Genomic DNA, 26,601 nt, shown 5'->3' on the forward strand with positions numbered 1-26,601 from the left:
GCCCGAGGGCACTGGAAGCGGTGTATGGGCAGCGCACGCATACTTCACATGTGCCTGAACGTGGCCGACGCCACAGAATCGATCGCATTCTACGAGCAGTTCGGCTTCGAGGAGTCCTGGCAGTTCACCACGCCGGACGGCGAGACGACGAACTACTACGTGGCCGACGACAACGGCGTCGAACTGCAACTCTCCGAGACAGAAGGCGAGACGAGTTTCGAGATGGGGGACGGCTGGGACCACCTCGCACTCGGCGTGGACGACGTCGACGCGACGGTCGACCGCATCGACCACCACGGCGTCGTCAAGGAGCCGGGACCACAGCCCGAGGCCGGCGCGTACACGGCCTTCGTGGCGGACCCCGACGGCCATCACGTCGAACTCATCGAACCGCTGGAAGACTGAGGCTTTCGCGTTTCGAGTGACGAAATACGGACTGCTGACGGTCAGTTTCCGACGGCGGTCGCCCGCTCGACCACGTCGGCCCCGTACATCTCCTCCAGTTCCTCGTGCTGGTCCGGCCGGTGTTCGTAGACGTCCTGGAACAGCGTAATCGGCGTCTGGGCAGCCTGGTAGGTCGCCTCGTCCCACATCCGGTCTTTGCTGACCTCGACCTCGACGCCGTCGATGACCAGCGTCGCGGCCTGTGTCATTGCGATGGCACCTTTGCCGGCTTCCTTGGCGGCCTCGAACTCCTCCATCGAGTCCACGATGTCGTTCATGCTGGGGATGTACGCGGTGCGGTCGAGCAGTTCCTCGGTGAGTTCGTCCTCGTCCAGTTCCAGCCGCTCACCGCCCGCTCGCATGACGTATCCGCCGTCACCGTCCGCCTCCAGTGAGAGGTCGTCGCCGTCGTACACCTGCTTGCCGTCCTGTGCTTCGAGTTCGACCTCCTGCCCGCCGGCTTCGAGCAGCCAGCTCCCGGTCTTGGGCGGGAGCGGGGCCGTGTTCGCCTCCACGACCTGGCCCGGCGTCAGCGACCAGATGCCGGTCATTCCCTTCGCGCGGTTGTCCTGCATCCGCTCGCGGTAGCCTTCGACATCGCGGATGTCGTCGTAGGGCCCGTCGACGGCGATGAGGCCCGCAGCGCTGGCTCCCCGAGAGGTGTTGTGGCGCAGTTCCGGCCACGGCGGGAGTTCGCCGGTGGGCGTCATCGCGCGCATGTCTTTCGTGTAGTCGACCTCGCCGTCGACCAGCAGGAACATGCGTTCGAGGTTGTTCGAGGGCTTGCCCATCTCGTCCCGCAGGTCGCCCATCGCCAGTTCGGCCTCGCCGCTCTCGACGATGACCGACATCGAGAGGCTCCCTTCTTCGAGTCCGTGTTCGTTCTCGATGATGGTGAAGAACTCGTCGGCCTTCTTCCAGTCGTCGATGTCGCCGACCTCAGGAATGACGAAGCCGTCGATGTGTTCGACGGCACCGTTTTCGGGGTCGGCAATCTCCAGCATCTGCTGGAAGCCCTGATAGCGGGTCGACGGCGACTCGCGGTGCCAGACGACGCGCGGGTGTATCTCGCCGGGGAAGTCGGCCCCCTGTTCGGAGACCACGTCGATGATGTTCTCGACGCCCTCCTCGCGCATGTTCGGGGCCGTCGCGTCCTCGTTGTCCGGGACCCAGACGTCCGGGGCCTGCAGGCCGCGGAGCTGGCCCGCGCTTCGCAGCATCTTCGCAGAATCCTCCTCACCGTCCACCGCTGTCGGGGAAGTAAAGAACGTTCTGACGAACTCGCGGTCGTAGTGTCGCGTCACACTCATAACTCGTCTCAAAGAACCAAACGGACCGTGTTAAATCTACCGTCCGTCGTCGACCGAAACACCTCCCAGCGCAGTCGTTCCACCGTCTCCCGATGTATTCGAACATGCGAAATATATCGATTTGACAATCATTCGTGCCCTGTCTGCCCGGTCGACACAGCAGTCGGCGGCGCACACTGATCTGTCGGTACCTCGTGGCCGTTTAGTCGCTACGTCACGGAGTCCCGGCGACTTCGGCCGCTGGAATCGCGCCATCGAACCGGACTTTCCGTTTCGTCTTTTCGAATCTCTCGGTCGGTCGAAACACGCAGTGAGCCTGTCTTGCCGGACGTGCCGCCCCGGAAGCTATAGTAACAATTGAAACGATTTACACATCGATCGCACTGCAGTCGTGCGATCGGATGTGTATTGATTTTCAATGGCTACTATAGGCAGAGCGGTTGTCACAGCCGATACGGCAATTTTATTCGAGCGGCGCAAGAACTGGTGACTAATGACACGGGCAAAAACGGACTCGGTCCGGGCGACGCAGACCTCGCTGGCGGTACTCTCGGGTATCAAAGACCTCGGGGGAAGTGCCACACTGGTCGAACTCGCCGACTCGCTGGAGCCAGCCAAGAGTACGATATACAAACACTTGGTGACGCTGGAAGACGAGGGACTCGTGGTGGAACGGAACGGCGAGTATCGAATCGGGCTTCGATGGCTGGAGTTCGGCGGGATGGCACAGCGCTACGACGGCATCTACGAGGTTGCAAAGCCCGAGGTCAGACGGATGGCCGTCGAGACCGGCGAACTGGCGAACCTGATGATCGAAGAGCAGGGCTACGGCATCTACATCCATACGTCCAGTGGCGACCAGGCGGTCGCGCTCGATACCCGCCTCGGGAAGCGCATCCACCTCCACAAGACCGCCATCGGCAAGGCGCTCCTGTCGAGTTTCGACGACGAGCGGGTCGCGGAAATCATCGAGACTCGCGGGCTGCCGGCCGAGACAGACAACACCATCACAGACCGCGAGACGCTGTTCGCGGAGCTGGAGACGATCCGAGAACGGGGCGTTGCCGACGACACTGAGGAACGGGTCGACGGGACCGGGTGTGTCGGAGTTCCCATCGATACCGGCGACCGCCGCGAGGCCGCCATCAGCATCACCGCACCCATCAATCGGTTGCAGTCCCCGGGCCGCAAGGCCCAACTCATCGACACGGTACAGCAGGCTGCTAACGTCATCGAGGTCAATCTGGCCCACGAGTAACCGCTCTGGTTGCGTTCACAGCAGCTCGGTCGCTCTCTATCGCCGATGGCTGTCTGCTATCGGGGTCACTCTAATACCAGTACAGTTGTTATTCCACAGTCGAGTGCGGTACTCACGGTGGATACGCTGGACTGCATCAGGGAGAGCCACTATACACTCGGTGCTTCCATATGACCCCAGTTCCAGATCGTTGCTTTCGTTAGCAGTAGTTTTTCTCCCTACTTTGTAAAGATATATCCGAAATATGGACTTAAAGTAGTGATTTGAAGTTCTTTTGAGGTGCGTTATAGACGCATATATGGTCAAATTGTTACGTATTCGCGAAATACGCTCAAAGGAGTCTTTCGAGTGTTGACGTAAGCATAGTCTCTCCCAGATATGCGTCTACACATACGTGCCGACGTACCCGTGGCTATCTCGAGTGCCAGAAACAGTGCTCAAAGACCGTCAACTGTGGTTACAAGCCCATTCCTTCGAGGAGCGACCCCTCACCGGTGTCGCAGACTTATCGCGAGGAGAGCGAAGTACGTGATGAGTCCCCAGCACGCCGCGGCGACGACGATTGGACCCACGAAAGCGGCGAGGCCGCCAGCACACGCCAGGAGCCCGACTGCCGAACCGGTCCGCACACCACGGCGCTCCCACAGCGACGACACGGGCGTTTCGAACACGAACAACGCCTCGACAGCGAGTGCCCCGGCCACGCCGACGGCGACGGCGACCCCGGACCAGAGTGTCTCGAGCGTGGCGGTCCAGCGCAGAGACGCGAGGAGGACCAGCCCACACAACAGCGCAAACCCGGCATCGCGTCGGTAGCTGGGCACAGAGACGGTACACGCTGGAGCCAGAAAGCGATGCTGCCGGCGGCGGGACGCTCGCGGCTACCCCAAGTACAAAGACACTGTCAATCGCAGTGAACCTATGCACCATCCTGGACCGCCGCGGTTCGTGGCGACGGGTGACGAGATCGAACTCGCGCCCCGCGACCCGGACCCGACAGCGACATACAGATGGCACATCGCGCGTGCGCCAGTACAGTCCACTGCCACGCTCGGTGACGACCCGGTCGAACAGTTCGTCCCCGACACGCCGGGCAGATACACTATTCGCCTCAACGCGCCGGACGGCAAGCACGACCTCACTGTCCGCGCATTTCCGGGGCAAGTCGAATCGAGCGGCGCACACTCTTCTGGACGCTCCGGTCGCTCAGGCGGTCGAAGCGGTGGCGTCTCCGGCGGACAGAGCGGCTCCGGCCGAAGCGGCAGTGGCGAGTACACCCAGACTGGGGACGGCAGCGATGGCGACGGTGGCGGCGGCCGGCCCCGCCTGACACTGCGGCCGGAAATCGAGGGCGACGAGGCTGTGGTTCAGGCGGACTGCAGTCCCCATCCGGAGGGGTCCGAGAGGGCCGCCGACCTCGCCGTCGAGTTCCTGCTGGACGACCGCGACGACATCGACGCTGACGCGGTGACCCGCGACGGGACGGACCTCCGGATTCCACTGGCCGCGCTCCCGGAGCGCGCCCGCATCCACGCCGTCGCGGTCGGAGACCACGGCTACAGCGTGCCCGACGCCGTCGAGTTCACGCGCACCGCGGACGGCGTCGAGACGGGGGCCGGAGTCGCCGCCAGCCGTCCGTACGACGCGCCCGAGTGGGCCGAAGACGCGGCCATCTACGAGATCTACGTCCGCACCTTTGCCGGGGACAGCGATCAGTCTCCCTTCGATGCGATCGTCGACCGACTGGACTACCTCGACTCGCTGGGCGTCGATGTGCTCTGGCTCACGCCGGTCCTGCAGAACGACCACGCGCCCCACGGCTACAACATCACCGACTTCTTCGACATCGCGTCGGACCTGGGCACCCGGGCGGACTACGAGCGGTTCATCGAGGCAGCCCACGACCGCGGATTCAAGGTGCTGTTCGATCTCGTCTGTAACCACTCGGCGCGGACCCACCCCTACTTCGAAGCGGCCCGCGACGACCCGGACAGCGAGTACCGGGACTGGTACGAGTGGCGAAGCGACACCGAACCGGAGACGTACTTCGAGTGGGAACACATCGCGAACTTCAATTTCGACCATCTGCCGGTCCGCCGGCACCTGCTCGATGCGGTCGCCCAGTGGGCCGAGCTGGTCGACGGGTTCCGCTGTGACATGGCCTGGGCCGTCCCGAACAGCTTCTGGCGCGAGATCCACGACTACTGCAAGGACCGCGACAGCGAGTTCCTGCTACTGGACGAGACCATCCCGTACATCCCCGACTTCCAGGCCGGGCTGTTCGATATGCACTTCGACTCGACGACCTACGCCGCGCTCCGGCAAGTCGGGGGCGGCGGCGACGCCGAGGCCGTCCTCAGTGCCATCGAGGGGCGAGCGGAGATCGGCTTCCCCGAGCATGCGTCGTTCATGCTGTACGCGGAAAACCACGACGAGACGCGCTACATCGTCGACTACGGTCGGGATGCCGCCGAGGCCGCCGCGGGCGCGCTGTTCACGCTTCCGGGCGCGCCGTTGCTGTACGCCGGCCAAGAGTTCGGCCAGCGCGGCCGGCGCGACGACCTTGCGTGGGACCACGCCGACGAGACGCTCCAGTCGTTCGTCAGCGACCTTTCGGCAGCCAGACACGACCAGCCGGCGCTGTCGGCGGATGCGGACCTCGTCCGAATCCCGTACGAGGTCCGGGACGGCCCGTCCGACCGCGTCGTCGCGTACGCACGGGCGACTGCCGAGGACGCGGCTGTCGTGGTACTCAACTTCAGCGACGAGCCGACGACGGTTGAGCTACCGGCCGTGACCGACGACACCGACCTCGTGTCCGGGGAGCGCCGCGGCGGTGCTGGTGACTGGAACGCGACTGTTACAGTCGAGAGCGTGGGCGTGTTCTCGGCTGCCAAGAGCGACCTGCGCCAGTAATCCGCGCGGCCAGGTCCGTTCGACGGCAACGGCTCCGCCCACCGTGGGTATGCAGTCGTGGCCCCGAAGTATCACTAATTTGTCCGAACCACAGGAGTTTATAGAGATTGGTCTGCTTTGATGTGTATGCGGCTTTCGACAGCGCTCAACGAATACAAGCGGACTCGTCACGAGCGCTTTCCAGAGGAGCGCAGGACTGTTTCAGGCTCTTTCTCGGGGCACGGTGATCGACTCGTACACGTCGGCGAAGACGGGACACTGCAGGACTACTCCGATTCGCTCTCCGGACTCTCCGGCATCGACCGCTCCCGACTCGGGGTTATGCTTGGAGACGAAACACGGTGGTTCAGCGACCTGGAGACTATCAGACAGCACTATTACCGCGAGACGCGGCTCGTCGAGACCGAGTACGACGCGGGGTCGTTTACGGTCCACCAGTACGACCTGACGCTGGGCCGGGCACACGTCACACACGTCGCGATGCGTGGGGCGGTTCCACAGAACGCCAAGCTCGTGGCGTTCGTCACACTGGCCCCCGAAAACAGCGACGGCGGCGTCGGCTCGCTGATTCACGAGGACGCCGGGCCCGACAACTCGCGGGTACTGGAGGTGTATCACCGGCGAGAGCACGATTACCTTGCTTCGTCGACCGGGCTAGACGGCGTCGCCGGACAGCGACCGGAACGGCTCGCCGAGATACTTTCCGATAGCCCGGTCGAGTTCCCGCGGTCGGAGCCGGTCGAACGGCGCGACCAGACCCGGCTCACCGGCGATTTCCTCGTGACCGCGCCGCTTGACCGGTCCGGGCGCAGCAAGGACACGACGCTCGTCAGTCAGCTCTCGAACCACGACGAGGTCGACCGGGAGACGGCGCTTCTGGATCTCGCCGACTGCGTGACAGAGCACACGACCTCCGACGACCTCCGGCAGGCCGGGCGGGAGCGAACGCGTATCGACGTGGCCGAATCGATGACACGCTCGGACTCGATACGGATGGACCTGCGGGTGCTCGACCTGCTGTCCTCGCCGACCGGCGGTCGCATCGCCGCCCCGGAGTTCGACCCCTTCTACTCGAACTCCGGCGGCTACGGCTACGTCTGGTTCCGCGACGACGCCTCCGTCTCCCGACATCTGCTCGAAGCCGGCGACCGACTCGATATAGACACCGTTGAGATGTTGCTTGAGAGCGCTGCGTTCCTCTGTGACAGCCAGCTCTCGGACGGCCGGTGGCCCCACCGCGTCTGGGCCGACACCGGGGATATCGCCCCGGGCTGGGCCAACGCCCGGGTCGAACACAACGCCGAATCGCCGGAGTATCAGGCCGACCAGACCGCGACCGTCACTGCCTTCCTCGCGACGTTGCTGCGAACGCATCGCAGCAAGATGGACGCCGAACTGACAGCGACAGTTCGAGGGACTATCGAGGCGGCCGTCGACACGCTTATCGAAGACATCGCGGCCAACGACCTCCCCGAGCCGTGTCAGAACGTCTGGGAGGACTCCATCGGCCAGTTCACGCATACTACTGCGACGTTCATCGAAGCCTTCGCCGCGGTGGGCCGCGCCCCGATGCCCGAGTCGGTCTGTGAGCGGAGTCTGGCGGCAGCCGACCGGTTGCTCGACGGGCTCGATACGCTCTGGGACGAAGACCTGAGCGTGTACGTAATCGGGCTGACAAACGGGACGCCGGACCACCGCATCGACGCTGCGGGACTCCACCTTGCGGACGCGCTGCAGGAGTACGACAGCGTCGAATCGACGATGCTCTCCGACCAGCACCTCACCCGTCTGGCAGACCACGTGAGCACGACGCTCGATACGCTCTTCCGGAACCCCACCGACAGCCGGGTCGCGGGGCTGGCCCGCTACGAGGGCGACCGCTGGCGGACCGGGCACCAGGACAGCGAGAAAGTCTGGACTGTCACGACGGCGATGGGGGCACTCGCCGCGGCTCGCGTGGGCGATATGCTGAACGACCGCGACGAGCGCGGCGACGCGTACCTCGACCGCGCGAGCGACCTGTACGAACTGCTTGAGGAGGACGGGCCGCTCACGACCGATGCCGGATACCTCGCCGAGCAGGCCTTCGACGACGGCGACCTCGACAGCGCGACGCCGCTTGGCTGGTCCCACGCGTTGCGGCTGCACGCGACTGCACGCCTTGGTGAACTGAACGCACTCCCGACGACCTCAGCCGGAACTGAGGGGCCGAGCGAGCGCCCGACCTGGACGACCGGGGAGAAGTACGGCGTCGGCACCGTCGCCGACCACGACGAGCAGGACCCCTCGCGCGTCTGGTTTACGCTCACCGAGGGCGCGCTGACGGAGGCCCGCTACCCGCAGGTCGACCTGATGAACCTGCGGACGCTCGACTTTCTCGTCCGGTGTACGGACGAGACGGACTACGCCGTCCGAACCCACCGTGAGAACCGTCGGACCGACGACAGCGTCAGGCGGCGCGTCGAGCCGGTCGACGACGAGGCGCTCCTCTATCGCCACGTCTTCACCGAGACCGGCGACGGCCGGGGCCACGAGTGGACGCTCACCGTCGACTACGCGACCGACCCCGAACACGACGCTATCGTCGCCGACGTGTCCTTCAGCGCCGACGACGGCAAGACCTACGACGTGTTCTCCGTCGCCGATATCGCGCTCACGAGCACGGTTACCGAGGACCGCGCCATCAGGTACGGCCAGCCCGGGAGCTACCACCTCGTCGGCCGGAATCCCCGGGCCTACACCGACGAGACCGACAACGACCTGCTCGTCGACGAAAACGGCGACGCCTATTCTGTCGCCGTAGCGATGGCTGCGGCCGGACGCTTCGACTGGGCCACCGTCGGCGCGGCCGGTAGCGACCGTCTCGACGGGCTGTACTCCGACGGCGAACTCCCGGACCCCGTCGAGGCCCTCGACGGGACGAACCTCGTTCTCATCGGTCGGCTGGATTCGGGAACGAAAGTCAGCGACACGGTCGCGCTCGGCTTCGCGAGACAGGCTGACACCGCCGCCGCGCTGGGCGAAGCCGACGGCGCGCTCGACCGCGGCTACGAGACGGTCCGTGCCGAGTACGCCGACAGCTGGGCTGAGTTCCTCTCGGACAAGCAACTCCCGGACTCGGTTGCTGACGACGAAGCGCTGGCGAACCAGTACCGAACCGCGCTGATGACGCTGCTAGCCGTCGAGGACAAGACCTACCACGGGGCGTCTATCGCCTCGCCGTCTGTGCCGTGGGGCGAAGCCGTCCACGCCGAGGAGCCCAAGGGCTACGGCTACAACTTCGTCTGGTCACGGGACCTGTATCAGGTCTTTACCGTGTTCGACGCCATCGGGTCGCTGGACATCGCCACGGACCAACTGGAGTACATCTACGAGTACCAGCAGGACGAGGCCGGCTTCATCCCGCAGAACACCTACGTCAACGGGACGACCCGCTGGGGCGGCGAGCAGATGGACAACATCTCGTTCCCGCAGGTGATGGCCTACCGCCTCGCCGAGGCGGGCGTCGACTTCGAGGACACCGAGTACAGCTACGAGAACGTCCGGCGGTCGGCCGAGTACGTCGTCCGTCACGGCCCCGAGACCGCACAGGAGCGCTGGGAGGAGGAGGCCGGCTTCTCGCCGTCCTCGATTGCGGCCGAGATCGCGGGGCTCGCGTGTGCGGCGAAGCTCGCGCTCGACACCGGCCACAAGGCCGACGCGCTCGTCTGGCTGGCGCTGGCCGACCAGTGGGCGAACAACGTCGAGGCCTGGACCGCGACCGAGACTGGGACCGAGCGCCACACCAACACGCCCTACTACACGCGGATCACGCTCGACGGCAACGCCGAAATGGGCCACCTCCGGACGCTCGCCAACGACGGCCCGACACTTGACGAACGCAACATCATCGACGGCGGCTTCCTCGAACTCGTCCGGCTGGGTATCAAGCCCGACGACGACGAAACGATCCGGAACTCCGTCGTCGAAGTCGACGACACCATCAGCGTCGACACGAAGTACGCGCCCGGGTTCTACCGGTACAACGGCGACGGCTACGGCGAGCGTGCCCGGACCGACCAGGGCGCGCCGTGGACGGTCGAGCACAAGGGGAAGGGCCGCCTCTGGCCGCTGCTCACCGGCGAGCGCGCCGAGTACGAACTCCACCGTGACGACCCGGACCTCCCGCCCGAGAACTGTCTTCGGATGCTGCAGGACGTGGCGAACTCGGGCCGGATGATCGCCGAACAGATATGGGACCGCGGCCACGCGACCGACTACGACTGGGAGTTCGCCGAAGGGACCGGCTCGGCGACGCCGCTTGCGTGGTCGATGGCCCAGTACGTGCGGTTAGCCCACGGCATCAGCGCCGGCGAGCCAGTCGAGACGCCCGCGTTCGTCGACGACCGCTACCGGGAGCGACGGGCCCACACTCCTGATCGCAGCCCCGCGCTCCGCGTCGATACGCAGTTCCGCGGGAACGAACTGGTCGTCTCCGGCGAGACCACCGGTGTCTGTGTCGTCGTCAAAACGCCCGCCGACATCACGTACATCTCTGTCGATGACCGCGAGTTCGAGGTCGCAGTTGACGTCGACCCGGGTGAGAATCAGGTAATCGTTGCCGCCGCAGACGACGAAGACCTGGTCACCGCCGGGACAACTGTCTGGCAGCTCAACCTGTAGACTCTCTCATAAGTGAGAACCACTTTATAATTCGGCTCTGACTGTGGGATATGGACGCGATAGTTCTAGCTGGCGGCTACGCCACACGGCTGTGGCCGATCACGCGGCGTCGGCCGAAGATGCTACTCCCGGTCGGTGAGACGACCGTCATCGACGGTGTCTTGCAGTCCCTCGAAGCTGACGACCGTATCGGGACGACGTATCTGAGTACGAACGAGGCCTTCGCCGACGAGTTCGAAGCCCACATCGACGAGATGGGCTACGAAAAGGTCCAGCTCTCCGTCGAGAGTACGGAAGACGAAGACGAGAAGTTCGGCGTCGTCGGCGCGCTCGCGCAGTTGATCGAGCGCGAAGGTATCGACGACGACCTGTTCATCATCGGCGGTGACAACCTCATCGGCTTCGACCCCTCGGAGTTCCTTGACTTCTTCGAGGAGCGAGACGGGCCGGCACTCGCTGCCTACGACGTGGGTTCACGGGAGAAAGCCAAGTCATACGGACTCGTCGAACTTGACGGTGAACGCGTCGTCGACTTCCAGGAGAAGCCCGACAACCCCAAGAGTACGCTCGTATCGATTGCCTGCTATGCCTTCCCGGCCGACTCGCTCCGCTTCGAGGAGTACCTCTCGGGCGACAACAACCCCGACGAGCCGGGCTGGTACATCGACTGGCTGCAACAGCAGGAACCGGTGTCCGCGTTCACGTTCGACGATGTCTGGTTCGACATCGGGACACCCGAGTCGTACTTCGAGACTGTCGAGTGGAAACTCGACGGCGGGTCGCTCATCCACCCCGACGCGACCGTCGAGAACTCCGAGATCGGGGACACTGTCCACGTGATGGCCGGGGCGGAAGTGACCGACAGCAGCCTCGACCGGACCATCGTCTTCCCTGACGCGGAGGTCAGCGATTGCGATCTCGACGAAACGATTCTCGGTGAGGATGTCACCGTTGAGGGGTACAATATGTCGGGGTCGCTCATCATCAACCGCTGATGGCTCGCGACGACGGGTCCACTGTTCGAATGCAGAACTCCCGATGGGCCACCGCCGGTCATTGCACCGCTGGCGAAGGACTAAGTGACAGAGTGTCGTTTACTCGCGGTAGGCGAGCTACCTGACAACATGGCACAAACAGAAACGGAGCCAGTCTCGTTCGAGATGACAATCGACGAGGGCCGGACCAGAATCGACGTCTCGGGCGACCGCGATACGGCCGTCGTGGTCCGCTCGAAATCGGGCGAAAAGATATACCTGCCGCCGGAGGATTTCGACCGGCCGCCGGAGGACAGGCAGACACCGTACGACAGTCCCTACCAGTCGGCTGACGGGACCGCCGATAGCCCGTATCGGACGCAAACGGACACAACGTCCGTGACAGGGCTGGAGCCGACCGCCGACGGCTACCTGATCGTCCACCCGGAACCGGTCACGGACGTTCGCTTCCTCCGGTAAGCGGCCGGTCAGGCCTCGTTCAGAACCTCGTGGTAGAAGTCGACGTGTTCGTCAGCGACTTCGCCCCAGGTTCGTACGTCGTACTCGATGGGCGTCGACAGCGATAGCGCGTGTTCGATCCCCTCGGCGATGGAGTCCGAATCGGGTTCGACCTCGATGACACAGTCCTCGTTGAGGAGTTCTGCGGCCCCGCTCTCGCAGGCGACGACGCGCGTCCCGACCGACAGCGCTTCGACGATGGTGATGCCGAACGGCTCCGCCAGCGACGGCGAGACGAACAGATCTGCGCTGTTGTAGTAGTCCCCGAGTTCCGACTGGGGGAGATACCCCGGGAAGTAGACCCGGTCTTCGATTCCCAGCAGCTCCGCGAACCGTTCGAGCTGTTCGGTGAGATGGCCTGAGCCGCCGAGTACGAGGCTCACGTCGTCCCGGCCGAGCTTCGAGAGCGCGTACAGCAGGTACGACAGCCCCTTCTGGTCGGTGTGTCGCCCGACGAAAAACAGCATCTTCCCGTCGATGCCAAGCTCCGCCTTGATGTCTCGGCCCGTCGGCGCTACCGACGAGAATCCGTTGTAGATGACTGTCGAGTCGGCGTCGTACTGCTCACGGATCCGGCGCTGTGTGAACTTACTCACCGCGACGAGATGGTCCGTGCGGTTCGCGACCCGCTGTTCCGTCTCGACTTCCCGCTGTGGCGGCGTCACGTTACGATCCGCTGACAGCGAGTGGAACGTCGATATCCACTCGACGTCGTGGGCCGATTTGGCCCGCGACCCGGGATTGTACCCGAACCAGTCGTTCGTGTGGATGATGTCCGCGTCGGCCGCTTCGTCGGCGAACTCTCCAGCTAGCCGGCCAATACGGGTGATGATGTCGCCGCTGCCTGTTGGCACGCCGTGGATGCCGTCGCGGTCCGGCGGCGCGTACTCCGCGGGCAACACCAGCTCGAACTCGACGTCGTCTCTCGGTTCGAGCTGTTCGAACAGCTCCCCGATAGCGGTATCAAGCCCGCCGGTGATGTTGGGTGGGAACCCCCAGCCAAGCATCAGAACGTTCGGTGGCATCTCTGTAACTGACTCTCGTCATAGCATCAAATGGATACAATATATATGTTTGCGTGCGCCCCTCTCCGGACCCCACAGGTAGTCACGGCGGCAGTCAACAACCCCGCCCATTGAAATGCCTGTCAGGGCAACAGGTGCGTATGCAATTCGAACGGCAGAGTGGCGTGTTTCTCCACCTGACGTCGCTCCCGGGGCCACACGGCATCGGTGACCTCGGTTCCGGCGCACGGGCGTTCGTCGACTTCCTCGACCGGGCGGACCAGTCGCTGTGGCAGTTCTGCCCGCTCGGTCCCACAGCGAGCATCCACGGGAACTCCCCGTACCAGTCGTCGTCTGCCTTCGCCGGCAACCCGCTGCTCGTCGACCTCCGCGACCTCGTCGACCGCGGCTATCTCACCGCGGCCGAGGTCGAACCGCCGGATGACTTCTCGCAACAGCACGTCAACTACGACCGCGTGACCGAGTTCAAGCAGCGCCGCCTCCGGACCGCCTACGAGAGTTTCGACGAGAGCGCGGACGAAGCTGACCGGAACGCTTTCGCCGAGTTCTGTGACCGCGAGGCCGGCTGGGTCGACGACTATGCGCTGTTTACGGCGCTGAAAGCCGAGTTCGACGATGCCGGCTGGATGGATTGGCCGGACGACATCAGGACGCGCGAGCCGGCGGCCATGGAGCGATATCGGGAGGACCTGGCCGACGACATCCGCTACCACAAGTTCGTCCAGTGGTGCTTCGACAGCCAGTGGCAGACGCTGGCCGAGTACGCGGCCGAGCGGGACATCGGTCTCGTTGGCGACCTCCCCATCTACGTGGGCCTCGATTCGGCGGATGTCTGGGCATATCCCGAGGTGTTTCGACTCGACGACGACCACTACCCCGCGGAGGTGGCCGGCGTCCCGCCCAATCCCGGCGACGACGGTCAGCGGTGGGGGAACCCGGTGTACGACTGGGAGACGCTCCGTGAGAATGACTACGGCTGGTGGGTCGACCGCTTCGAGCGGCTGTTCGACCTCGTGGACATCGCTCGCATCGACCACTTCAAAGGCTTCGACGAGTTCTGGTCGATTCCGGCCGAGGCCGAGGACCCGGCCGCCGGACAGTGGCGCGACGGCCCCGGCGCGCACTTCTTCGAGACGGTCGAAGGCCGGCTCGGCGACCTGCCGTTTTTCGTCGAGGACCTGGGCTTTCTCGACGAGAGCATCGTCGCGCTCCGGGACCAGTTCGGATTCCCCGGGATGCGCGTGCCGCAGTACGCCGACTGGTGTGAAGAGGGGCACATGTACCAGCCGATGCACTACCCCGAGCAGTCCGTCGGCTACACCTCGACCCACGATACGGACACTATCGTCGGCTACTACCGCGGGCTTTCCGACCGCCAGCGCGACTGCCTCCACTACAACCTCGGCACTGATGGAGACGAAATCAGCTGGGACCTCATCGAGGCGGTGTGGAACTCGAACGCGGTTGTCGCGATGACGACCATGCAGGACCTGCTCGGCATCGGTAGTGACGCCCGATTCAACGTCCCCGGCACGGCGACCGGGAACTGGGAGTGGCGAGTGCCCGCCGATGACCTTGCCGACGACGTCGCCGAGCGCCTTCGTCGGGTCACCGACAGGACAATCCGCTGAGTACCCTTAGAACTGCAGAATGCCGTCCTCTGTGACGACCGTATCAAGCAGGCGGGTCGGCGTCGCGTCGTAGCCCGGATTGCCGATGTCGAACCCCTCCGGCGGTTCGAGCATCACGTCCGACCCCTGCCGGAACGTGTTCCGGAAGGTGAAGCCGCTACCGATGAACTTCGAGGAGGTTCCGACGACGGTCACGGGAACGTCCAGTTCGTTGGCCGTCGCGGCCAGCGGCAACGTCCCGATACGGTTGTACACCACGTCGTCGATGAGGCAGTTCATGCCGACGAAGACGCGGTCGGCCTCCGAGAGGTAGTGGCCCGCCGCACCGTCGACGATAAGCGTCACGTCGGCCCCGTCCCGGTCGGCCAGTTGACGGGCGGTTCGACGGCCCAGGAAGTGCGGCCGGGACTCGCCCGCGTACAGGTGGAACTCCTTGCCGTCGTCCAGCGCCGTCTTGAGCGTCGCCATCACCGTCGAGGAGTTTTCGTGTGTCACCAGCACATCGCCGTCGTCGATGAGCGTCGCCGCCCGCTCTGCCGCGCGGTCCTTGCTGGTCTCGATTTCCGTGACGACCGCCTCGATTGTATCGAGCAACCGTTCTTTGGCCTCCGAGACGGAGTCGAGGTCGGCGTCTTTCAGATCTGTCACGATGCGTTGCTGTGTCGTGTACAGCGGCGCATGCGAGCGGTTCGCCCGCTGGAGCGCGCTGCTGTTGCGTTCGACTACCCGGAGAAAGTCCTCGACCGTGTGGCACTCGCGGTCTGTGAGTTCCCGGAGCGCGTTGGCGGCTTTCACGGCGGCAATCGAGGAGCTCTGTGTTTCCATCTCCTCGATCTGCCGCACGGTCTCGTTTATCATGAGAGCATGTGCGGCTGCCATCCTTATAACGGTACAGTCAGCCGACAGCCCTCGCTTCCGGTTTGAATCAGGGCACTGACCGACGGTTACGCCGACCCGACCACGTCTTCGTCAGTCGGGCCCTGACCGTCGAACTCGGCCACGAGCGCGTCCAGTTGCTCCGGATCGTCGACGCTCGGGAGCGTCTGGTCCGCAGTCCGACAGGCAGCGTCGACGCCGAGGGCGTCACAGACGAGGTCGGCCGTCGCCTCGGCCATCTGCCGGTAGGTGGTCAGTTTGCCGCCGACGATACTCGCCATGTTGCCGACGCCGTCGTCGGTGTGATCGAGCAGAAAGAACCCACGTGAGATGCCGCGGCCGCCGCGTTCGTCCTCATCGGGCGCGTACAGCGGCCTGACGCCCCACCAGGTCCGGACTTCGGGGGCGTCCACGACCGGGGGCAGCATCGCCGCACACTCCGCAATACTCTCCTCGATTTCCCACTGTTCTGTCTCGTACTCGTCCGGGTCCCGGACGGGCACGCTCGTCGTTCCGAGGACAGCCTCGTTCTCGTGTGGCACGACAATGTCGCCGTCGTCGGGGTCCCGACAGCGGTTGAGCACCGGCCCGAGGTCGTCGTATGCGACGGAGACCATCACGCCCCGCGTCGGTTGCATCTCGACGTCGAGGCCGGCCATCGCGGCGAACTCACCAGCCCAGGCCCCCGTTGCATTGACGACGTGGTCGGTCTCGATAGTGTCCCCGACTGTTCCGCCGACCTGCACGCCGACCACTTGCCCGTCCTCGACGAGTACGTCTTCGACGGGCGCGTGTGGGTGTATCGTCGCGCCGTGATTGCGGGCGTCTGCGGCGTTCGCGGCGACGAGCCGCGACGGATAGATGACGGCGTCCGGGACTTCGAACGCGCGCTCAATGTCGGACGCGAGGTCGGGGACCCGCTCGCGGGCCGCATCGGCGTCCAGCGTCTCGACGGGGATGCCGATTTCCGCACAGGCCGCCCGCTTGGCGTCGAAGTAGTCGGGGTCGTCTGCGGCGAGCTGGACGAACAACCCGCCGGTGTCACGGATGCAGGCCCCGGCGATGTCCTTCAGTATCCGGTTTTCGGCGATACACTCCTCGGCACCGACCCGGTCCGCCTCGGCGTAGCGGGCGCCGCTGTGCAACAGTCCGTGCGAGCGCCCGGAGGTACCGCTTGTCAGCCCGTCGCGTTCGACGAGCGTCACGTCGACGCCACGGAGTGCGAGGTCACGAGCGACGCCAGCGCCGGTCGCGCCACCACCGACGACGAGGACATCCGTCTCAGTTGCCATGTGTTCGGTTAGGGCGGCCGACGTAAGGTTCCTCCGGTGACGGGCGTTTTGGCGACTGTACGTCCGTTTCAGCGACGGGGGAAGACTCGCAAACGACGGCGACGAACACGATGTGACAGTGCGGCCAGTTAGCACCTAACAGCCGGTTTCGGCGGCCAGTACTGCGTGTGTCAACTACAGCAGAGCCGGCATTCCGAGCCGACCGTCGCTACATCGTCCGACAACTGCAGTGGTCGTCTCAGATATCCTGTCCGGTCGGCCTGATCAGGAGTTCGTTCACGTCCACGCGGGCGGGCTGACTCGTCGCGTACACGATGCCGCGAGCGATATCGTCGGGATGGAGCATCGGGAGGTCCATCTCCGCGAACCGCTCCAGCACCTGCTCGTCCGGGACGTGCGTCGCGAGTTCCGTATCAACGGCACCCGGTTCAATAACCGTCGTCCGGATGCCCTGGGTCGTCACTTCCTGCCGGACGGCCTCAGTGAACGCGTTCACCCCGAACTTCGTCGCGTTGTAGCCGCTCGAATCGGCCGAGGCTCGGCGTCCCGCGACGGAGGAGACGTTGACGATGTGGCCGCTTTCCTGCTCTTGCATGACCGGGAGTACCGCGTGGGTGAGGTTCATCAGCCCGAGCAGGTTCACCTCGACCATCTGCCTGAGGTTCGACCGGTCCGCCCGTTCCAGCGGTTCGAGCAGCATCACACCGGCGTTGTTGACGAGGATGTCGATGCGACCGTACTCGTCGGTCGTCGCCTCGACCAGCGCGTCGATGTCGTCCTCCTCGGTAACGTCCGTCGGTACAACAAGCGCCTCCCCACCAGATGACTCGATTCGAGCCGCGAGAGCTTCCAGTTCGTCAGCGCGGCGAGCCGCGAGTACGACGCTCGCGCCCGCATCAGCGAGCGCTTCGGCAGTGGCCTCACCGATTCCCGATGACGCGCCGGTGACAATCGCAACGTCGCCTGCAAGTCGCTGTGTGTTCTGGTCGTCGTCTGTCTCAGCGTTGTCTGTCATCGCTGTTCCGTAGGTGCGACGGCCACGAGCGTGCTTCGCTTACTGATAAGCCCGTTTATATAGCAACAGGGGCGGTGCGGTCGAACAGGGTGGCGGCTACTGCGCGAGTGCGTTCCGGAACTGATCGGGGCCGACCGTCGAACTGATGAGCTGTTTTTCGGCTCGACGCAGGAGGTCGGACGCCGCGGCGGCCGACACATCGAGCCTGTCGGCGAGCTCCGCCGTCGAACACCGACGCGGTGAGTCGTAATACCCTGCAGAGAGGGCGACGGATATCGCCCGATACTGCCTGTCCGTGAGCCCAAACTGGTCGCGTTCGCCGGGGTTCTCTGGGTCTGAGGCGATGTTCAGCAGTTCGAGCGGGATGTCGTTGACCGCACACCGGTCCTGTAGCGCACTGAACGCGTCGTAGTCGGAGAACACCTTCTGTTCCCGTATCCCCTCACCAGTGACCGTCGCGTCCATCGCAACCCCTTCGAACTCCTCCGGGTCGTGTGACGCGATGAGACTCGACGCGTTGTTGACGACGACCTTGTAGAACCAGCCGTCAGCCGTCTGTCCGATCTCCGCTGCATCAGTGATCTGTGACTGGGCGTCCAGTTCTCGTTCAAACGCGTCGCGGGAGTCAGCGTCGACGCTAACGGTAAGCAGCAGCTTTCCGTCTTCGAGGCCGACGGCGTTCGAAATCGAGAGTTCGCCGCTCGGAACCGAGTCCGCCACGCCGACTAGCGGCAGCGTCTCGTCCGCGAGGAGGATTTCAGCAACGATAGCCATAGCGTCTCATCGGAGTCGACGCATATAGTCGCCAGCATCGCGAGTACAGGCACGCGCTGCCAGCACTGCTCCGGGTTCACAGACGCTCAGTCAGAACTGGACCCCGTCTCACCTTCCAGCAACTGCTGTAGCTGTTCGATCAGGCCGCTGCCCCTGGCGTATCCGCGGTATACCCGCACGGAATCGAAGCCGGCGTAGCCGTGATGCCCGGAGTCGTCCCGCTCCCAGTACAGCCATGCTGTCTCCTCTCCACCGTCGAGCCCCATCTCATCGACCGGGAACGTGAGAACGAGCGACGAGTGGTCGTCCGCCGAATCGTTCTCTGCTTCCCTAATTTCGCCATCGTCGACGGGTCGAGCACCCTCGCCGTCTTCCAGTGCGAGACGCGAGCCGAACCGATAGCGAACGGGTCGGTCAGTGGGATCGAACGTCTCGCTGTCTCCATCGCTGTTGATAACCTCCGACTGCTTGACTACGACGGTGACGGTTTCGTGGTCCGACAGGTCAATGAAGTTCTCCGCGTTCTCGGGCTGAATCTCGATTGCAATCTCGACCGGGAAATGGGCTGTCGCGACACCGCTCAGGCTCGGCACCGCTGCTGCGGTCACTCCTGCACCAAGTGCACCCTTGAGGATCCGTCGTCGTGTGGCGGTTGTCGACGCTGTCCCAGCATCGTTCGTTGTCGGCTGCGTTTGTTTCATCCAAATGAACTGAACCGCGGGCACGGTTATGATAATTCTGGTGCATATCCCGAAAATACGCATTCCAAGCGACAGCACGCCTGCGAGACCACGTCCATCGCCCAAAATTGACGATTATTCGATATTATCAACCGACCCTACTCTGTTGGGATTATGTAGTGTTGAGAAACCACTCCCATCGGACCTGTTCTCCATCCATATTATCTCTACCAGTCATTATATTTTAATTAAATTCCGCAAAACTAAGTCTACAACTTTAAGTACAATAGCTGGGCTAAAACTGCGTATGACTGCACAGGCTGCCGCGGAGACCGCACCGGAGGTTCCCGCACCGACGCCACCGGATGCCGCAGACGCCTGGTACGCGCCGGACGTTCGTGAGCAAGACGAGGTGTATCCGGGCGTCGTCGTGACCGTTCGACGAGAGCAAAATGGGTTCCGGTACGACGTCCGTGATCCCGTGCTCTCAGCGTCAGAAGCTGACGCACTGTCGACTGTCGAGGGGCACTTCGCAGGTGCGAACATCGAGCGGCCACGGACGCGTGAAGGGGCAGTAGAGCGAATGAACGGGGGGTTCGATGCGAAACACCGCCGGGTCATCGACCGCTTGATCGACGCGTCCCCGGCGAGTCGTCGCCGAATCGAGTATCACGCACTCTCGTCGCTGGCGTGTTTCGACGACCTGACTCCGTACGCGCTTGATTCCCGCATTGATGTCGCCGACGTGACTGACGACGGTGTCGTCGTCCACACCGATGATTACGCCCCGGCCGAGACCGACCTCGGACCGGACCCGGCGTATCTCAACCGGTTCGCGAGCGAGCGTGTCGAGCGCCACACTGTCCGATTCCACGGGTTCGAGATACCGGTCGTCGTCTATCGCGAGCATCTCCTCGGCGCGGACCCGTTCACGACGAAGTACGCGGTTCGAGAGCCGGACCTGCTCCCCGGCGACGAACAACTCATCGAGGTATGCAAGGAGCGCGTCTGGGAAACCGGCGTCGACGGCGTTGTCGAAAATCGTGTTGCGTTTGTCCGGGAGCGCGCTCGTTCGCTCCTGGCTCGGCAGCTAACCGTCCGCAACACGACTGAATGGGTTGACGCTGCCCGCTACCGGCTCCGGTCGGCACTGGCCGAACTCGATCTGGCTGTACCGCCGGTTGACCACCGGTTCGCTGACGACCGCCTCGATGACCTGCTGTACTACGTACTTCGGGATCTAGTCGGCTACGGGAAGCTCACTGTCCCGATTCGGGACCACACGCTCGAAGACATTGAGGCGAACCGGGTCGACGAACGCGTGAAGGTCCTCCCGCGCGCTGACCTCGGTCACGACGGCCGCGTACCGACCAATCTCGCTTTCGATTCAGAGGCCGCATTCGTCAACGTTGTCACGCAACTGGCCGCCGACGACGGCGTCGAACTCAACGCCTCGAACCCGAGCGCGAAAGTCAATATCGACCCCGACGGCGACGGGCTCCACGACGCTGACGACACCATCCGCTGTGCCGTTGCTCTACCGACTATCAGCGAAGGCGGGCCCCACATCTCTATTCGGAAACAGTCGAGCGATGCGATGACACCGGTCGATCTGGTCCAGCGTGATTCGCTGCCGACGGAACTGGTCGCGCTGCTGTGGCTCCTGTATGAATCCCACGGCGTCGTCCTCTTTTCGGGACCAACCGGAGCCGGCAAAACGACCCTTATGAACGCCCATATGCCGTTCATCCCGTATCGGGATCGCCCAATCAGTATCGACGAAGGGTCACGCGAAGTCCGAATTCCCCACGAGACGGGTGTTTCGCTCACTACTCGGGACCACGAGCGGGACCACCGTCGCGTGACGATGGCCGATCTGATGACACAGTGCAATTATCTGAACCCAGATGTCGAGGTCATTGCAGAGATCAACACAGCCGCATCGTTCGAAACCTTCGCTGAAACGCTCAACACAGGCCACGGCGTTATCGGGACGACACACGCCGATGACATCGAGTCGCTGGTCAACCGCGTTATCGAGAAAGGCGTGCCGACCTACCTGCTCAAAGAGATTGACCTCATCGTGTTCCCTCGGCACGTCGATGGGGAGCGCTACGTCGGCGACGTGGTCGAGTTCGCTGACGACCCGTCTGTCGTCGAAGGTGGGAACAACCGGAGTGGGACGATACACAAGGACGGGACGACAATCCACTGGAACAGCGTCTGCCGGCGGCGGCCCGACGGGACCTTCGAATTCGCCTACGACCATCCGCAGTTCGGCGATGACCGGCGGCAGGTCGACACTGGCATCTTCGACCGACTCTCGGACCTCCGTGACGAACCGGTCTCAGCTGTCGAGGACGCGTTTCACCGTCGCCACCGGTATGTCCAGTACCTCGTTCAGGAGGGTCTGACTGATTTTGACGACCTGTTCAGCGTGCTAGCCGACCTAGAGACGAACGAGGCAGCTACCGTCGAGCGACTGCGGCGACAGACTGGCACCCCCGACAATTCGCACCTGGAGGTCGGTACGGGTGACGACTGAGGGAGGCGGGACACTCGGCTTGCTCGACCGGGGCCTGTACGCCCTGTTCGCCCACCACGCCGAGGACGACCGCCACGCAAGCACGCGCGACCGCTACCGGGCCGCCTATCCAAGCGCCGGCTTCGGCGTCTACGTCGCCAGAGTGTACGGACTCTCGTGGATAGCGCTCTGTGTCGGTGTTATCGGAACTGCCACGATAGCGATGCTCGTGCCCCCGGCGACCTTCGACTCGTTCGTCGCGGTGCTCCAGCAGAGTCTTCCGATCATCAATCGGCTGGCGCTACCAGAAGTCCCTCGGCTTCTCGTGGCCACTATTCTCGGAACGGTCGCTGGACTCACGCTCAAACGGGGCGTGTTCGTCGCCGGCAACCGGTATCTCTCGTGGGTCGCAAGCGCGCGGCGTGCGGACATCGCAGCGACGCTCCCCGGCGCCGTCCGCTACCTCAGAGTTCTCGCTTCCGGTACCCACGACCGGCGCGAGATGCTCCGCGCCGTTGCCGAACAGGACGCCTACGGTGAGACGGCGGTCGCCTTCCGACGCGCGCTTAACCAAGGCATCCTCACCGGTAGTCTCGACACCGGTATTGAGCGAGTCGCCAGCGAGACACCTTCACGAGACCTGCTGGCCCCGTTTCTGCTCAAGTTCCGCGAACACGCGAATCAGAGCGCCGAGGCGCTTGAGGGATATCTGGAGATGGAGGGGCGCTTGCTCTCGCACGAGCAGAGCCGACAACACGAGCGGGCGACTGGCTATCTCGAACTGCTCGCGGAGTTGTTTGTCGTGTTGCTGGTGTTACCCGCGCTCGTTGTACTCATCGTTACTGTCATGGGAATTCTCGCGCCCGGCCTCTCCGAGCCTGTTGCGACGCCACTGGGCGAAACGACCGTTCGCGCGATCGTCGTCTACGGGAGCGCGGCGTTCGTGATGGCCGCCGGGTTGCTGGCGGCGTTCGTCGTTGCGACGCTCCGCCCGCGGAACACGGCCGCCCCGAGCTATGGCCTGCCGGATGGCCCCGTCGCAATACTCACGTCGATTCCCTCAAACCCTGCAAGTGCACTCCTCGCCTGCATGCCGTTGGGTGTGGTCGTTGCGGCGGGCCTCTGGTCACTGGGCTACCGTCCGGTCAACGTCGCGCTTCTTTCGTATACCACCGTCGGCGTCCCCGTCGGTTTGGTAACGGTCCGCCGGGCCAGAGCGGATGACGCGAAAGACCGGGAGATACAGGACTTCGTTCACGCCGTCGCCGGCCACGTCGCGCTGGGCCGCCCGTTTCCAGAGGCGGTCCGACGTGTCGCCGACGACGTGGAACTCGGTGCGCTCGCCAGCGATGTCCAGTCGCTCGCGTTCACGCTTTCGCTCGGTGACAGTCCCGGCGACGCCGCGGCTGACAGGCGGGCCGCGGCACTCGACCAGTTCGTCGGCCGCGTCGGGACGCCGATGGCCGAACAGACCATCGGGCTGGTCGTCGGCGCGCTGGATACGGGAAGCGATGCGGAGGATGTGTTCGAGACGCTCCAGACAGAGATAGGGCAACTCTACCATCTGCGGAAATCCATCCGGTCAGCCCTGCTCGTCTACGTTGCGGTCGGTTGGACGACGGCGTTGCTCGTCATCGGCATTACCGTCGCTGTCAACGTCTACGTCCTCGATAGCTTCGCACAACTGTCGTCGGTCTCTGGCGGTGCGAACATCGCCTTCGACCCAAGCGCGATCAAACCCGTCCGGGAGCAACACCGATTCTACGTCGTCACGCAGGCGACGATGCTGGCCTGTGGTTGGTTCGCCGGCACGGCGAGCCGCGGCGCCTACGAAGCGCTGTTGCACTCCTCGGGGCTGGTACTCGTCGCATATGTCGTCTTCGCGGGGGCTGGTCTGATTTGAAACGCGATACCGACGCCCAGTCACACGTTGTCGGCGTGGTGTTGCTGCTGGGGCTGACCGTTGTCGCGCTCGGTGGGTTGACGGCCGTCGTCGGGACTGTCGTCGATGGCCACACTGCAACCGCCAACGAGGCCCGCGTCGCTAACACGTTCGAGACGACGTTCCGACCAGTGGAGCAGACAGGCCACCAGACGGCCCGTGTTCGGTTTACTGACGGGCGGCTGACCACAGTCGAACGAGAGCTCCGAGTCCGCAACGACTCTGGCGTCCAGCGAACGGTCCCCATCGACGCAGTGATCTACGATTCCGGCGACGACCGTGTCCGTTTTCTCGCCGGGAGTGTCGTCCGCGGGACCGCGGGGAACGCGTGGCTCGAAACGGACCCGCCGGTAACGGCGACACGGGACGACACAGCGGTCATCGTCGGCGCACCGATTGTCAACGCCAGCGGCGGCACAGTGTCTGGAACCGGCGGTGTGTCCGCGAGCATCCGCCAAAACGTCAGCCACGAACGCGAACAACTCCCGGCTGACAACTACAGCGTGGCTATCGAGACGACGACGCCACGGCCGTTCACCGACTATTTCCAGCGTGTCGGTGCAACCACGCGAGTCAGGGACATTGACGGTGATGGCGTCCAGAGCGTCGTGGCGACGTTTCCGGGCCGCCGGACGCTGTATCTTGTCCGCCACGATATGCGGACGGAGGTGGGCCATGGATAACCGCGCGCTCAGCACGGTCGTCGAGAAACTACTGAGCATGGGGATTGTGCTGCTGTACATCGGATTAGTGACGACCACACTGTACGGCGGCACTGTCCCGGCGTATCAATCCGCCGTCGGGGCGGAACTCGGCGACCGAACGCTCGCCGAAGCGACGGCCCGCGTCGAGCAGGCTATTCCGCCGGATGCTCGGGCCGTCTCGGCGACTGTTCGGGTATCGCTCCCGGAGACTATCGATGGGGCAGGATACAGTATTCGGACCGATGGGGATGCTCTCGTCCTCGACCATCCTCACCCCGACATCGGTAGCCGAGCACAGCCGGTGTTGCCCGACAGAGTCGATACCTTCGAAGGTGAATGGCAGGCGGGCAGTCCGACTGTGGTCGTTGTCTCCGGAACACAGGGGAACGTGACAGTGACACTGGAGGCGGAGCGATGACCGTGTCGAACCATCGTTCTGACGACACCATGCGCGCCCAGACATCGCTCCCAGCGCTTGGTGTCGCGCTCGTGCTCCTGACCGTTGTCACTGGCATGGGCGTCGCAATGGCCGATACCGCGATTACCGGTGCGGATAGGACCCCCGACGAGCGACGGGTCGCTGCCGCGACTGCTGACCGGCTCGTCGCGGCGGATGGACCGCTGGCCGCCCGGAGCAATGTCCTCAATCAATCCCTGGTAGATAGTTTCGACCGTGCGGCGCTGGAGCGGAGCGCACCGCCGGCCAGTGAGTACGCGGTCAGCGTCGAGTTGGCTGACGAGGAAATCGCACGCAGTGGTACAGTTTACAGCGGGACACGAATCACCCGTCTCGTCGTGGTCGAGTCTCGGGAACCACGGACACTCTCACCCGACCTGGCGACGACCGATGCGGTGACGCTCCCTCGCCGGAGCGCACAGGCCACAGTAACTGTCGACCCGCCGGCGGGCACGACCGTCTGGACGGTCCGCGCTAACGACCGGGTCGTCCTGCACAACCGGAGTGGGTTGAACGGCAGCTACGAGGTCTCGCTGGTGCCCTACGAGACGACGGAACTGCGCTTCCAGCGCGCCGGCCGCCTCGAACCCGGCAACGTGACTGTAGAGTACGACGCCCCGCGGTCGACGAAAGAAACCCTGGTGGTGACCGTCGATGCCTAGAGCCCAACTGCCGCTGTCGCTCGTGGAAGTTGCTCTCGGGACAGTGCTAATTCTCGGCGTCGCACTCGGGTTTGCTCTGGGGACGCCAGCGCCGGACCGACAGGGACCGCAACTTGATGCGTACGCCTCGGACACGGCGGCCCTCCTCGCTACCGACCCGCCGCGACATGGCGGTGCGACACGACTGCAGGAGATCGTGTCGAGTCCGACGGCGTTCGACCGCGAACGGAGCGCGCTTTCGAACCGGGTCGCACGCATCCTGCCCGACAACGTTCTTTTCCGGGTCGAAACGCCGCACGGGACGGTCGGAACACCGACGCCACAGGGCGTCAGCACTGGGACTGCAACTGTGCCAACGGGACACGGAAGTGTTCGAATCATCGTGTGGTACGCATGACCCGGCGTGGACAGCTCGTACTCGTTGCGGCCACGGTCATCGCTGTAGCGCTGGTCCCAATCGTGCTCGCCTCGCTCCAACTGGGCTATCACGACGACGTTCGTGCGACGGCCGACTACGATAACGACCCGTCTGCTGACGCGCTTCGAGTCCTTGAGCGAGCCGTGGCAACCGAGAGCGCGCCCCTCCCGAGCCAATACGCCTGGACCGCGAACGAGTCGGCGGTGACGGCCGTTCGAACTGGACTGGGACCTCGGCTTGACCGACTCCAGACATCCCGCATCGAGGCCGGTGTCCATTACAATATAACTTACAACGGTACTGCCGCACGGCAGTGGAAAGACGAAAACTGTCCGTCGGGACCGGCCCGCCAGTTCGGGGACTGTGCCGCCGACCGCGGCGTCGTCGCGCAGGACCGCGTGGGTCGCACGCATGTTCTCGCCGTCAGCTTCGATGTGACGACAACAACCGAACGTGGCGAAACCACCGTCACCGTGGTTCTGGAAACCAGTGGTCGGTCCTCGCGGTGAGACTGCAAA

General features: G+C 64.1%; 22 protein-coding genes. 14 read left to right on the plus strand and 8 right to left on the minus strand.

Annotated elements, in window-relative coordinates:
- The first annotated feature begins 24 nt into the window (after positions 1-24).
- A complete protein-coding gene (locus AMS69_RS07035) occupies positions 25-405 on the plus strand; it encodes a VOC family protein (RefSeq protein ID WP_053967365.1) in 381 nt (126 codons plus the stop codon).
- Positions 406-446: 41 nt separating this feature from the next.
- On the opposite strand, the gene aceB is transcribed toward AMS69_RS07035, so the two are convergent.
- Positions 447-1,754, minus strand: a complete 1,308-nt coding sequence (gene aceB / locus AMS69_RS07040; protein ID WP_053967366.1) for a malate synthase AceB — start codon at positions 1,752-1,754, stop codon at positions 447-449.
- A gap of 493 nt (positions 1,755-2,247) precedes the next feature.
- On the opposite strand from aceB, the gene AMS69_RS07045 reads away from it, so the two are divergent.
- On the plus strand, positions 2,248-3,012 hold the full coding sequence (locus AMS69_RS07045; RefSeq protein ID WP_053967367.1) for an IclR family transcriptional regulator: 765 nt from the start codon (positions 2,248-2,250) through the stop codon (positions 3,010-3,012).
- A gap of 488 nt (positions 3,013-3,500) precedes the next feature.
- Here AMS69_RS07045 and AMS69_RS07050 read toward each other — a convergent pair whose 3' ends face one another.
- Positions 3,501-3,836 carry a hypothetical protein gene (locus tag AMS69_RS07050; protein ID WP_053967368.1) on the minus strand — a complete coding sequence of 112 codons (336 nt, stop codon included), beginning with the start codon at positions 3,834-3,836 and terminating at the stop codon, positions 3,501-3,503.
- A gap of 97 nt (positions 3,837-3,933) precedes the next feature.
- Here AMS69_RS07050 and malA point away from each other — a divergent pair, with 97 nt between their 5' ends.
- The 4 genes from malA (at position 3,934) to AMS69_RS07070 (ending at position 12,044) form a co-directional block, all read left to right on the plus strand.
- Positions 3,934-5,928 carry an alpha-amylase MalA gene (gene malA / locus AMS69_RS07055; RefSeq protein WP_053967369.1) on the plus strand — a complete coding sequence of 665 codons (1,995 nt, stop codon included), beginning with the start codon at positions 3,934-3,936 and terminating at the stop codon, positions 5,926-5,928.
- Positions 5,929-6,054: 126 nt separating this feature from the next.
- Positions 6,055-10,590: a glycoside hydrolase family 15 protein gene (locus AMS69_RS07060; protein WP_053967370.1), complete on the plus strand. Its 4,536-nt coding sequence runs from the start codon at positions 6,055-6,057 to the stop codon at positions 10,588-10,590.
- 50 nt (positions 10,591-10,640) lie between these two features.
- Positions 10,641-11,585, plus strand: coding sequence for a sugar phosphate nucleotidyltransferase (locus tag AMS69_RS07065; RefSeq protein WP_053967371.1), 945 nt, complete (start codon positions 10,641-10,643; stop codon positions 11,583-11,585).
- A 129-nt stretch (positions 11,586-11,714) separates the two neighbouring features.
- A complete protein-coding gene (locus AMS69_RS07070) occupies positions 11,715-12,044 on the plus strand; it encodes a DUF7510 family protein (protein ID WP_053967372.1) in 330 nt (109 codons plus the stop codon).
- Between the two features lie 8 nt (positions 12,045-12,052).
- Here AMS69_RS07070 and AMS69_RS07075 read toward each other — a convergent pair whose 3' ends face one another.
- Positions 12,053-13,108, minus strand: coding sequence for a glycosyltransferase family 4 protein (locus tag AMS69_RS07075; RefSeq protein WP_053967373.1), 1,056 nt, complete (start codon positions 13,106-13,108; stop codon positions 12,053-12,055).
- A 140-nt stretch (positions 13,109-13,248) separates the two neighbouring features.
- On the opposite strand from AMS69_RS07075, the gene malQ reads away from it, so the two are divergent.
- Entirely contained in the window at positions 13,249-14,739 is a 1,491-nt protein-coding gene (gene malQ / locus AMS69_RS07080) for a 4-alpha-glucanotransferase (protein ID WP_053967374.1), read from the plus strand.
- A gap of 6 nt (positions 14,740-14,745) precedes the next feature.
- On the opposite strand, the gene AMS69_RS07085 is transcribed toward malQ, so the two are convergent.
- From AMS69_RS07085 to AMS69_RS07105, 5 genes are all read right to left on the minus strand, one after another.
- Positions 14,746-15,597, minus strand: coding sequence for a translation initiation factor eIF-2B (locus AMS69_RS07085; protein ID WP_053967375.1), 852 nt, complete (start codon positions 15,595-15,597; stop codon positions 14,746-14,748).
- Between the two features lie 86 nt (positions 15,598-15,683).
- A complete protein-coding gene (locus tag AMS69_RS07090) occupies positions 15,684-16,907 on the minus strand; it encodes an FAD-dependent oxidoreductase (RefSeq protein ID WP_053967376.1) in 1,224 nt (407 codons plus the stop codon).
- A gap of 238 nt (positions 16,908-17,145) precedes the next feature.
- Positions 17,146-17,922, minus strand: a complete 777-nt coding sequence (locus AMS69_RS07095) for an SDR family oxidoreductase (protein WP_053967377.1) — start codon at positions 17,920-17,922, stop codon at positions 17,146-17,148.
- A gap of 96 nt (positions 17,923-18,018) precedes the next feature.
- Positions 18,019-18,696, minus strand: a complete 678-nt coding sequence (locus AMS69_RS07100) for a helix-turn-helix domain-containing protein (protein ID WP_053967378.1) — start codon at positions 18,694-18,696, stop codon at positions 18,019-18,021.
- An 86-nt stretch (positions 18,697-18,782) separates the two neighbouring features.
- Positions 18,783-19,304 (minus strand): hypothetical protein, encoded by a 522-nt coding sequence (locus tag AMS69_RS07105; RefSeq protein ID WP_053967850.1) that lies wholly within the window; start codon positions 19,302-19,304, stop codon positions 18,783-18,785.
- Positions 19,305-19,683: 379 nt separating this feature from the next.
- On the opposite strand from AMS69_RS07105, the gene AMS69_RS07110 reads away from it, so the two are divergent.
- From AMS69_RS07110 to AMS69_RS07140, 7 genes are read left to right on the plus strand one after another with little or no spacing between them, the layout of a single operon-like run.
- Positions 19,684-21,921, plus strand: coding sequence for a type II/IV secretion system ATPase subunit (locus AMS69_RS07110; protein WP_053967379.1), 2,238 nt, complete (start codon positions 19,684-19,686; stop codon positions 21,919-21,921).
- The gene (locus AMS69_RS07115; protein ID WP_053967380.1) at positions 21,911-23,803 is read left to right on the plus strand and encodes a type II secretion system F family protein; all 1,893 of its coding nucleotides are present in this window, start codon (positions 21,911-21,913) and stop codon (positions 23,801-23,803) included. The genes AMS69_RS07110 and AMS69_RS07115 overlap by 11 nt, the downstream gene beginning before the upstream one ends.
- Positions 23,800-24,525, plus strand: a complete 726-nt coding sequence (locus AMS69_RS07120) for a DUF7289 family protein (RefSeq protein WP_053967381.1) — start codon at positions 23,800-23,802, stop codon at positions 24,523-24,525. Before AMS69_RS07115 ends, AMS69_RS07120 begins: the two co-directional genes overlap by 4 nt.
- Positions 24,518-24,964 carry a DUF7266 family protein gene (locus AMS69_RS07125; protein ID WP_053967382.1) on the plus strand — a complete coding sequence of 149 codons (447 nt, stop codon included), beginning with the start codon at positions 24,518-24,520 and terminating at the stop codon, positions 24,962-24,964. Before AMS69_RS07120 ends, AMS69_RS07125 begins: the two co-directional genes overlap by 8 nt.
- On the plus strand, positions 24,961-25,665 hold the full coding sequence (locus tag AMS69_RS07130; protein WP_053967383.1) for a DUF7263 family protein: 705 nt from the start codon (positions 24,961-24,963) through the stop codon (positions 25,663-25,665). The genes AMS69_RS07125 and AMS69_RS07130 overlap by 4 nt, the downstream gene beginning before the upstream one ends.
- Entirely contained in the window at positions 25,658-26,062 is a 405-nt protein-coding gene (locus tag AMS69_RS07135; RefSeq protein ID WP_053967384.1) for a DUF7262 family protein, read from the plus strand. Before AMS69_RS07130 ends, AMS69_RS07135 begins: the two co-directional genes overlap by 8 nt.
- The gene (locus AMS69_RS07140; protein ID WP_053967385.1) at positions 26,059-26,592 is read left to right on the plus strand and encodes a DUF7261 family protein; all 534 of its coding nucleotides are present in this window, start codon (positions 26,059-26,061) and stop codon (positions 26,590-26,592) included. The genes AMS69_RS07135 and AMS69_RS07140 overlap by 4 nt, the downstream gene beginning before the upstream one ends.
- The last annotated feature ends 9 nt before the right edge of the window (positions 26,593-26,601 follow it).

It is taken from the genome of Haloarcula rubripromontorii (assembly GCF_001280425.1).
In the GTDB taxonomy this organism is placed as follows: Archaea; Halobacteriota; Halobacteria; order Halobacteriales; family Haloarculaceae; genus Haloarcula; species Haloarcula rubripromontorii.